Consider the following 10,329-nt stretch of genomic DNA (forward strand, 5'->3'; position numbering starts at 1 on the left):
CCATGAAAAAGATCCACTGCGCCGAGCGCCCCGACTGGAAACAGACAGCCGAGAGCCTCGGCTTCATGTTCCACACCATCGACGACGAACCCTACTGGGACGAAAGCGCGTACTACCAGTTCACGCTTGCGCAGATCGAAAATGATCTGGAGGATCCGACCACCGAACTGCACGAGATGTGCATGGATCTGGTCGACCGCGTAGTGCACAGCGAAGAGTTGCTCGATCGCCTGAGCATCCCGGCTGCGTACTACGACATGATCCGCACTTCCTGGCTGGAAGGTCATCCGCATCTGTACGGGCGCATGGACTTTTCCTACAGCGGCAACGGCCCGGCGAAACTGCTGGAGCTCAACTACGACACGCCGACCAGCCTCTACGAAGCGGCGGCGTTCCAGTGGGGCTGGCTGGAGCAATGCATCGAGCGCGGCACGCTGCCGCGCCATGCCGACCAGTTCAACAGCATCGACACCAAACTGCATCAGGCCTTCGCCGAATTGCAGCTCAAGCGACCGTTCTACTTCGCCTCGATGAAAGACTCGGTCGAAGACAAGGGCACCACGGACTACCTGCGACTGATCGCGGGAAAAGTCGGCATCGAATCTCGCCACATCGATATCGAGGACATTGGCCTCAGCGCCGATGGCCGTTTTGTCGACCTGCAGGATCGCTGGATCCCGCACCTGTTCAAGTTGCACGCCTGGGAGTTCATCTTCCACGAGCCGTTCGGCGCGGCGATTGCCGCGTGCGATACGCAGTTTTTCGAGCCGGCGTGGAAAGCGATCCTGTCGAACAAAGGCGCGTTGCCGTTGCTGTGGGAATTGCACAAGGGCCATCCGAATCTGCTCGCGGCGCATCTCGATCCCAATCCGGCCAGCGCAGTGCCCAAGGGCTGGGTGCGCAAACCGTACTTTTCCCGGGAAGGTGCCAACATCGAGCTGCAAACCGCGGACGGTCTGATCGTCAAAGAAGACGGGCCTTACACCGATGCGCCGTTCATCCTGCAAGAGTTTGCGCCATTGCCGAAGTTCGATGACAGCTACACGTTGATCGGTTCCTGGGTGATTGGTGATCAAGCGGCGGGGATTGGAGTGCGTGAGGACAACAGTCTGATCACCAAGGATTCGAGCCGGTTCTTGCCGCACCTGATTCTTGACTGAGCCGCTGAACCGTAAATTTTCAGCAATAAAAAACCCGTAGCGTTACAGCGTTACGGGTTTTTTCGTTTCTGGCACCGGTTATGAAAGCTCGGTAGAGCGAACCGGCGTTTCCGCCAGGGGCTTTTCTTTGGCCGCCTCGTGGGTGCCGATGCCGGCCATTCTGCGGCGCGAGATTTCCGCACCCCGGCGGCGCAGTGGCGTCTCGACGAAGCGGTAGTTCAACTCACTGCACACGACCATGATCGCCAATGCGGTGAGCACCATTTCCACTGTGAACTCTGCACCCAGCGCCACGCCCCGCTCGCTGGCCACGCGGCTCCAGATCTCCGTGCTCAAGTGGTAGGCGAACATGTGGATGACGTACAACGCATAGGAGCGCGACCCCAGCCATTGCCCCAACCCGCTCAAAATCGCCGGGCAGTAGATGTAGCCTTTTTGATAACTGGAGAGCCAGACCAGGATCAACGCATTCAGCGCAATCAGTCCGACCGCGATCGGCATGGAGATCATTTGGCCGGCAATGGCGCCGAGCATGTACAGCAGAAACAGCGTGATGCCCAGCCGTTTGAACACGCTGTCACCCAGCGCCACAGGCTCGATTTGCTTGTACAAGGACGTGCGCGTGAACAGGCACAACAGAATGCCCCACATCATCGCGTCCAGCCGGAACGAGAAAAGCATCGGGGCTGGTGCCGCTCCAAAGCCATTGCGATCCAGAGGAAACTGCACGGCAATCAGCGCGATCAAGGCGATTACCCGCCAGCGCGTAGAGGTGATCAGCAACAGGAACAGCGGGAAGATAAAGTAAAACTGCTCTTCCAGCGCCAGACTCCAATAGACCGAATTCGGCCCCAGCAGCACGCCGTACTGATTCGCCAGATTTCCCGAAAACGTCGCGACTGCGGTGAAGCTGCGCAGATTCTCGAACCAAGACTGAAACGCATTCGACTGGTTGTAGAAGATCGAGAACGCCAGCGGTATCAGCACCCATAGCCACGCGGTGGGCAGAAGACGATAAGCCCGACGGATCCAGAAAGAAGTAGCGGCGACGCCGAACCGGTTCTGTTCGCGATTCTTGTCGAAGTAATCGAGATAGGCCTTGCTGACCACATAACCGGAAATACAGAAAAACAGATCCACCCCTGACCAGGGTGAATACACATTAAGCAAATTTCCAAAGAACCCTGCATGGAACGGCAACATCAGAGTGATGTGAGCCAACACCGTCATCAGGATCGCCACGCCGCGCAGGTACTCGATTTCCTTGTTCTTGCTACTGCTCATCGGTTTCTCTTGTTGTTGTGATGGAACAGCCCCTACACCGGGGGACCTGCTCTTGCAAAAAATCGACTGGGTCGCCAGCCGCCGGGACGGATCATGGATCGGCTTGGCCGCGCCTTCAAGGCTCAGAGCAAAACTTTACTGCCGCAATCGCCGGGACCGTCCGGTCACCTCATGGAGCGCTCGCCACTTTGAGCCCTGCCAAAACGACAAAACCCCCGCAATGCGGGGGTTCTGAGGATAAATCCGGAGCGATTCAGGACACAAATCAGAACGGAATATCGTCATCGAAGCTGTCGAAATCCGGAGCCGGTTGCGGCGCGGCTTGCTGTGGAGCCGGGGCCGAACGCTGTTGCGGAGCCGACTGCTGCGGGCGCGGAGCCTGCTGACGTGGCGCTGGAGCGGACTGCTGATAGTTGTTGCCGCCGCCTTGCTGCTCGCCCTGTTGTGGACGGCCGCCGAGCAGTTGCATGGTGCCTTGCATGTCGACCACGATTTCGGTGGTGTAACGCTTGATACCGTCTTTTTCCCACTCACGGGTCTGCAGTTTGCCTTCGATGTACACCTGCGAACCTTTACGCAGGTATTCGCCAGCGATTTCTGCAACCTTGCCGAACATCGAAACACGGTGCCATTCGGTCTTCTCGACCTTCTGACCGGTTTGCTTGTCGGTCCACTGTTCGCTGGTTGCCAGACTCAGGTTGGTCACGGCGTTACCGTTAGGCAGGTAGCGAACTTCGGGATCCTGGCCGCAAGTGCCGACCAATATGACTTTGTTAACCCCACGGGCCATAACGTTCTCCTAGGCTTCGCAAGCAGCCCCGGCCGGGTTGTTCACCAGGCGTTCGAGGGTGTCGCGATCCACTAATTCTTTGTCCAGTTTGATGTAAACAGCCGCTTCATCAGCAACTATCACTGCATCTGTTACCCCCACGAGGGCCTTGAGGCGCTCGACCAGACCCGCTTCGCGGATCGCCTCGGGCGACAACGGCAAGCGCAGGCTCGTCACGTAGGGAGGTTCGCGCATGGTAACAGCAAAGGCTAGCCAGATGGCAGCCAGACCGGCGCATCCGAGGAACACAACCGACAGACCGCCATGCTGAAACAGCCAGCCGCCGAGTATCCCGCCGAGTGCCGAACCGAGGAACTGGCTGGTGGAATACACGCCCATGGCCGTGCCCTTCCCGCCCGCCGGTGAAACCTTGCTGATCAGCGACGGCAATGAAGCCTCCAGCAGATTGAACGCGGTGAAAAACACCACCGTGCCAATCACCAGAGCCCGCAAGCTGTCACCGAACTGCCAGAAGAATAGCTCAGTCAGCATCAGCGTCATGACGGCGCCGAGCAAAACTCGTTTCATTTTGCGTTTCTTCTCGCCATAGATGATGAACGGGATCATGGCGAAGAACGAAATCAGCAGTGCTGTCAGGTAGACCCACCAGTGCTGCTCCTTGGGCAAACCGGCTTTTTCCACCAGTGCCAGAGGCAGCGCGACGAAGCTCGACATCAACATGGCATGTAACACAAAGATGCCCAAATCGAGGCGCAGCAGATCCGGATGCTTGAGCGTCGGCAGCAACGCCTGCCGCGCTACACCCGATTCACGGTGCTGCAATGTCCCGGTGGATTTCGGCACCATGAACATGACGATCACGATCCCCACCAGTGCCATCGCACCGGTGGCGAGAAACAGTCCGGACAAACCGAACGCACTGGTCAGCAGCGGCCCGACCACCATGGCCACGGCGAATGACAGGCCAATGGTCATGCCGATCATCGCCATCGCTTTGGTGCGGTGTTGTTCGCGGGTCAGGTCAGACAGTAACGCCATGACCGCAGCGGAAATCGCCCCGGCACCTTGCAGAATCCGCCCGGCGATGACACCCCAGATCGAGTCGGCCTGAGAGGCCAGCACACTGCCGAGGGCGAAGACGATCAGCCCCAGATAAATCACTGGCCGACGGCCGATGCGGTCGGAAATAAACCCGAACGGAATCTGGAAGATCGCCTGCGTCAGGCCGTAAGCGCCGATAGCCAACCCAATCAGGGCCGGGGTCGCTCCCGCCAGATCCATGCCATAGGTCGCCAGCACCGGCAACACCATGAACATGCCAAGCATACGGAAGGCGAACACCAGGGCCAGACCGCTCGCTGCGCGGGTCTCGCTGCCACTCATGCGTTCGCTGTGGGGATCGTGCATGGAAAAACCTCGTGTGAACCGGCGGCGATTCTACCAGTCCCATCGAAAGACGGGGTAGATCGCGACGCTTTGCCACGCATAGATGAAACTCTCTTCATGCAAGGCAAAAAACGCTTGGTTTGATAGTGTGCATCCATCCAGTATTTGCCCGTATACTCCTACGTTTTCGACGCCCGCCGAGCGAGGCCACTTTGGACAAGATCCTGATACGTGGGGCCCGTACCCACAACCTGAAGAACATCGACCTGACCCTGCCACGGGACAAACTGATCGTCATCACCGGCCTGTCCGGATCCGGCAAGTCTTCCCTGGCTTTCGACACCCTGTACGCCGAAGGTCAGCGCCGCTATGTCGAATCCCTGTCGGCCTATGCCCGGCAGTTCCTGTCGATGATGGAAAAACCCGACGTCGACACCATTGAAGGCTTGTCGCCGGCAATCTCCATCGAACAGAAATCGACCTCGCATAACCCGCGCTCCACGGTCGGCACCATCACCGAAATCTACGACTACCTGCGCCTGCTCTATGCACGCGTCGGTACGCCGCGTTGCCCGGATCACGATATTCCGCTGGAGGCGCAGACCGTCAGCCAAATGGTCGACCTGGTGCTGGCGCAACCGGAAGGCAGCAAGCTGATGCTGCTGGCACCGGTGATTCGCGAACGCAAAGGCGAGCACCTGTCGGTTTTTGAAGAACTGCGTGCGCAAGGTTTCGTCCGCGCCCGGGTCAACGGCCGAATCTGCGAGCTCGACGAGCTGCCGAAGCTGGATAAACAGAAGAAGCATTCGATCGATGTGATCGTCGACCGCTTCAAGGTTCGCGCCGATCTGCAGCAACGTCTGGCCGAGTCTTTCGAGACCGCACTGAAACTGGCGGACGGTATCGCCCTCGTGGCGCCGATGGACGACGAGCCGGGCGAAGAGATGATCTTCTCCGCACGCTTCGCTTGCCCGATCTGCGGCCATGCGATCAGCGAACTTGAGCCGAAGCTGTTCTCCTTCAACAACCCGGCCGGCGCCTGCCCGACCTGCGATGGCCTGGGCGTTAAGCAATTCTTCGACATCAAGCGGCTGGTCAACGGCGAACTGACGCTGGCCGAAGGCGCAATTCGCGGCTGGGACAGGCGTAACGTCTATTACTTCCAGATGCTCGGCTCGCTGGCCTCGCACTATGGCTTCAGCCTGGAGAAGCCATTCAACGAACTGCCCGCCGATCAGCAGAAGTTCATCCTGCACGGCAGCGGCTCACAGAACGTCGACTTCAAATACCTTAATGACCGTGGCGATATCGTCAAACGTTCGCACCCGTTCGAAGGCATCGTGCCGAACCTGGAGCGACGTTACCGCGAGACCGAATCGGCGAGCGTGCGTGAAGAGCTGGCCAAGTTCCTCAGTACTCAGTCTTGCCCGGATTGCCGAGGCACCCGTCTGCGTCGCGAGGCGCGGCACGTCTGGGTCGGCGAGAAGACTCTGCCGGCGGTGACCAACCTGCCGATCGGCGATGCCTGCGAGTATTTCGGCACGCTAAAGCTGACCGGACGTCGTGGCGAGATTGCCGACAAGATCCTCAAGGAAATCCGTGAGCGTCTGCAGTTTCTGGTTAACGTCGGTCTGGATTATCTGTCGCTGGATCGCAGTGCTGACACCCTCTCCGGCGGTGAAGCCCAGCGAATTCGTCTGGCCAGTCAGATCGGTGCTGGCCTGGTGGGCGTGCTGTACATCCTCGACGAACCGTCCATCGGCCTGCACCAGCGCGATAACGACCGACTGCTCGGTACGCTCAAACATCTGCGCGATATCGGCAACACGGTGATCGTGGTCGAACACGACGAAGACGCCATCCGTTTGGCAGACTACGTAGTGGATATCGGCCCGGGCGCCGGTGTGCATGGCGGCCATATCGTCGCCGAAGGTACGCCCGCCGAAGTCATGGCACACCCGGACTCGCTGACCGGCAAGTACTTGTCGGGCCGGGTGAAGATCGCAGTGCCAGCCAAGCGTACGCCACGCAACAAGAAGCTGACCCTGTCACTCAAGGGGGCGCGCGGCAACAATTTGCGCAATGTCGATCTGGAAATCCCGATCGGCCTGCTGACGTGCGTGACCGGTGTGTCCGGCTCAGGCAAATCGACGCTGATCAACAACACGCTGTTCCCGCTGAGCGCCACGGCACTCAACGGCGCGACCACGCTGGAAGCAGCAGTACACGACAGCATCAAAGGCCTGGAACATCTCGACAAAGTCGTCGATATCGACCAGAGCCCGATCGGTCGTACACCGCGCTCCAACCCGGCGACTTACACCGGGCTGTTCACGCCAATCCGCGAACTTTTCGCCGGCGTACCGGAATCACGCTCGCGTGGTTACGGACCTGGGCGCTTCTCGTTCAACGTCAAGGGCGGTCGCTGCGAAGCGTGCCAGGGCGATGGCCTGATCAAAGTGGAAATGCACTTCCTGCCGGACATCTACGTGCCGTGCGACGTGTGCAAGAGCAAGCGCTACAACCGCGAAACCCTTGAGATCAAGTACAAGGGCAAGAACATCCACGAAACCCTCGAGATGACGATCGAGGAAGCCCGGGTGTTCTTCGATGCGGTCCCGGCGCTGGCGCGCAAGCTGCAAACGCTGATGGATGTGGGGCTGTCGTACATCAAGCTCGGGCAGTCTGCGACCACGCTATCCGGCGGTGAAGCGCAGCGCGTCAAGCTCTCTCGCGAGCTATCCAAACGCGACACCGGCAAGACCCTGTACATCCTCGATGAGCCGACCACGGGCCTGCACTTCGCGGATATCCAGCAATTGCTCGACGTGCTGCATCGCCTGCGCGATCACGGCAATACCGTGGTGGTGATCGAACACAACCTTGACGTGATCAAAACGGCCGACTGGCTGGTTGATCTCGGGCCTGAGGGCGGTTCCAAGGGGGGGCAGATCATCGCTACCGGCACACCGGAAGAAGTGGCCGAGATGAAGCAATCTCACACCGGTTACTACCTCAAGCCGTTGCTGATCCGTGATCGAGCCTAAACACCGGGCATGAAAAAGCCCCTGTCACTTCATCAGTGACAGGGGCTTTTTTGTATCTATGCAATCAGGAAGTATGAGATTGCAGATAGTTCTCGAGACCGATCAGCTTGATCAGGCCCAACTGCTTTTCCAGCCAGTAGGTGTGATCTTCTTCGGTGTCATTCAGCTGAATCCGCAGGATCTCGCGAGTGACGTAGTCTCTGTGTTGCTCGCAGAGTTCGATGCCTTTGCACAGCGCAGCGCGGACTTTGTACTCAAGGCGCAGATCCGCTTCGAGCATCTCCGGCACCGTGGTGCCGACATCCAGATCATCCGGACGCATACGCGGTGTGCCTTCAAGCATCAGAATCCGGCGCATCAACGCATCGGCGTGACCCGCCTCTTCTTCCATCTCGTGGTTGATTCGCTCGTAGAGCTTGGTGAACCCCCAGTCCTCATACATCCGCGAATGAACGAAATATTGGTCACGCGCGGCCAGTTCGCCGGTCAGCAACGTGTTGAGGTAATCGATAACATCTGGGTGGCCTTGCATCGCCCTACATCTCCCTGCTTGAAAGGCTGTAGTTTGAACCAACCTGACTGGAAGGTCACCCTTCCTACGCAATAAAAGCGAAGATATTCTGAGAAAAGCAGCCTAAATAACGCAAAAACCGCCCAAATGAGGGCGGTTCTGCTTCTCGTTTAGACTTCGTTAAGCTGTACGCTGAGCAGCTTTGCGATTGCTTCTCCATACGCCGGATCGGCTTTGTAAAAGTGCTGCAACTGACGATCGACGACGTCAGGCGAAACCCCGCCCATTGCCCCGGCAATGTTGCTGACCAGAAGCGCTTTCTGCTCGTCACTCATCAAGCGGAACAGTGCGCCGGCGTGGCTGTAGTAATCGGTGTCTTCGCGGTGATCGTAACGATCAGCCGCACCGCTCAAGGCCAGCGCAGGTTCAGCATAATGCGGCGCTTGCTTCGGCGACTCGATGTAGCTGTTCGGCTCGTAGTTAGGTGCCGCACCACCGTTGCTGCCAAAAGCCATCGAGCCATCGCGCTGATAAGTATTCACCGGACTGCGCGGAGCATTCACCGGCAATTGCTGGTGGTTGGTGCCGATACGGTAGCGGTGGGCATCAGCGTAAGCGAACACACGACCTTGCAGCATGCGGTCAGGCGAGAGACCGACGCCTGGAACCATGTTGCTTGGGCCGAATGCAGCTTGCTCGACTTCGGCGAAGTAGTTCAGCGGATTGCGGTTCAATTCCAGTTCGCCGACTTCGATCAGCGGGAATTCTTTCTGCGACCAGGTCTTGGTGACGTCGAACGGGTTCTCGTAATGTGCCGCAGCCTGGGCTTCGGTCATGATCTGGATGCACACGCGCCATTTCGGGAAGTCACCACGTTCGATCGCTTCGAACAGGTCACGCTGGGCGTAGTCCGGATCGGTGCCTGCCACACGTGCGGCATCTGCCGGTGCAAGGTTCTTGATCCCTTGCTTGGTCTTGTAGTGCCACTTCACCCAATGACGCTCACCCTGTGCGCTGATCAGGCTGTAAGTGTGGCTACCGAAGCCGTGCATGTGACGGTAGCCATCCGGAATGCCGCGATCGGAAAACAGAATGGTCACCTGATGCAGCGCTTCCGGTGAGTGCGACCAGAAGTCCCACATCATTTGCGCACTTTTCAGGTTGCTTTGTGGCAGACGCTTTTGAGTGTGGATGAAGTCTGGAAACTTCAGGGGATCCCGAATAAAGAACACTGGCGTGTTGTTGCCAACGATGTCCCAGTTGCCCTCTTCGGTATAAAACTTCAAAGCGAAACCACGAGGGTCGCGCTCAGTATCAGCCGATCCACGTTCACCGCCTACCGTGGAGAATCGCAGGAATGTTGGGGTTTGCTTGCCAACAGACTCGAACAGCTTGGCGCTGGTGTACTGGGTGATATCGCGAGTAACAGTGAACGTACCGTAAGCACCCGAACCTTTGGCGTGAACACGGCGCTCAGGAATGTTTTCACGATTGAAATGGGCGAGCTTCTCGAGCAAGTGAAAATCGTCGAGCAGCAGCGGGCCACGCGGGCCGGCAGAGCGAGAATTCTGGTTATCAGCGACGGGGGCGCCACTGGCGGTCGTAAGCGTTTTGATCTGGCTCATACGGACTTCTTCCTCTTCAGTCTTCAAACTGCCGGCTAATCGGCTTGTTGGGAAGTATTGATCATCGATGCGAGACCTACAAATTCATTACCTTGTAAACATCGATAGAAAATTACTAATGATCAATTCCCACACATAATGACAAAAGAACAGAGTCAGAAGCTTGTACGAATCACTCATTTTCTTGCAGGCACAAAAAACCGGGCACTAGGCCCGGTTCTTCGTTTCAGACTGACGTCTTACTCAGCGGATACAGCTTCACCGCCGGTAGCACGATCAACCAACTCGACGTACGCCATAGGCGCGTTGTCGCCAGTGCGGAAGCCGCACTTGAGGATGCGCAGATAGCCACCCTCACGGGTAGCGTAACGCTTGCCCAGGTCGTTGAAGAGCTTACCAACGATAGCTTTCGAACGAGTACGGTCGAAAACCAAACGGCGGTTAGCCAGGCTGTCTGTCTTGGCCAAAGTGATCAGCGGCTCAGCAACGCGACGCAGTTCTTTAGCTTTCGGCAGGGTAGTTTTGA

8 protein-coding genes are annotated in these 10,329 nt (G+C 57.9%); 2 read left to right on the plus strand and 6 right to left on the minus strand.

Going from position 1 to position 10,329, the window contains the following annotated elements:
- Window positions 1–2: 2 nt before the first annotated feature.
- On the plus strand, window positions 3–1,160 hold the full coding sequence (locus ACIQVE_RS06165) for a glutathionylspermidine synthase family protein (protein ID WP_402805605.1): 1,158 nt from the start codon (window positions 3–5) through the stop codon (window positions 1,158–1,160).
- 78 nt (window positions 1,161–1,238) lie between these two features.
- Here the strand turns inward: ACIQVE_RS06165 and ACIQVE_RS06170 are convergent, their stop codons facing one another.
- The 3 genes from ACIQVE_RS06170 to ACIQVE_RS06180 all read right to left on the minus strand — a co-directional run bounded on the left by ACIQVE_RS06170 (window position 1,239) and on the right by ACIQVE_RS06180 (window position 4,641).
- Entirely contained in the window at window positions 1,239–2,444 is a 1,206-nt protein-coding gene (locus ACIQVE_RS06170; protein WP_402805607.1) for an acyltransferase family protein, read from the minus strand.
- Between the two features lie 265 nt (window positions 2,445–2,709).
- A complete protein-coding gene (locus ACIQVE_RS06175; RefSeq protein ID WP_042561333.1) occupies window positions 2,710–3,234 on the minus strand; it encodes a single-stranded DNA-binding protein in 525 nt (174 codons plus the stop codon).
- Window positions 3,235–3,243: 9 nt separating this feature from the next.
- Entirely contained in the window at window positions 3,244–4,641 is a 1,398-nt protein-coding gene (locus ACIQVE_RS06180) for an MFS transporter (protein ID WP_402805610.1), read from the minus strand.
- A 191-nt stretch (window positions 4,642–4,832) separates the two neighbouring features.
- Here ACIQVE_RS06180 and uvrA point away from each other — a divergent pair, with 191 nt between their 5' ends.
- Window positions 4,833–7,667, plus strand: coding sequence for an excinuclease ABC subunit UvrA (gene uvrA / locus ACIQVE_RS06185; RefSeq protein WP_402805612.1), 2,835 nt, complete (start codon window positions 4,833–4,835; stop codon window positions 7,665–7,667).
- 64 nt (window positions 7,668–7,731) lie between these two features.
- Here the strand turns inward: uvrA and bfr are convergent, their stop codons facing one another.
- The 3 genes from bfr to rplQ form a co-directional block, all read right to left on the minus strand.
- Complete coding sequence (gene bfr, locus ACIQVE_RS06190; RefSeq protein WP_402805615.1) at window positions 7,732–8,199, minus strand: bacterioferritin; 468 nt, start codon at window positions 8,197–8,199, stop codon at window positions 7,732–7,734.
- 149 nt (window positions 8,200–8,348) lie between these two features.
- On the minus strand, window positions 8,349–9,803 hold the full coding sequence (locus ACIQVE_RS06195) for a catalase (protein WP_402805617.1): 1,455 nt from the start codon (window positions 9,801–9,803) through the stop codon (window positions 8,349–8,351).
- A 239-nt stretch (window positions 9,804–10,042) separates the two neighbouring features.
- Window positions 10,043–10,329: 50S ribosomal protein L17 (gene rplQ, locus ACIQVE_RS06200; RefSeq protein ID WP_402805621.1), on the minus strand; the 287-nt coding region annotated here is incomplete at its 5' end.

This window comes from Pseudomonas sp. NPDC098747, from assembly GCF_044760045.1.
Taxonomy (GTDB): Bacteria; Pseudomonadota; Gammaproteobacteria; order Pseudomonadales; family Pseudomonadaceae; genus Aquipseudomonas.

Excerpts from the sequence above, each read along its gene's own strand:
- ACIQVE_RS06175 (WP_042561333.1), bottom strand. The coding sequence starts at position 3,234 with ATGGCCCGTGGGGTTAACAAAGTCATATTGGTCGGCACTTGCGGCCAG.
- bfr (WP_402805615.1), bottom strand. The coding sequence starts at position 8,199 with ATGCAAGGCCACCCAGATGTTATCGATTACCTCAACACGTTGCTGACC.
- ACIQVE_RS06180 (WP_402805610.1), bottom strand. The coding sequence starts at position 4,641 with ATGCACGATCCCCACAGCGAACGCATGAGTGGCAGCGAGACCCGCGCA.
- ACIQVE_RS06195 (WP_402805617.1), bottom strand. The coding sequence starts at position 9,803 with ATGAGCCAGATCAAAACGCTTACGACCGCCAGTGGCGCCCCCGTCGCT.
- ACIQVE_RS06165 (WP_402805605.1), top strand. The coding sequence starts at position 3 with ATGAAAAAGATCCACTGCGCCGAGCGCCCCGACTGGAAACAGACAGCC.
- ACIQVE_RS06170 (WP_402805607.1), bottom strand. The coding sequence starts at position 2,444 with ATGAGCAGTAGCAAGAACAAGGAAATCGAGTACCTGCGCGGCGTGGCG.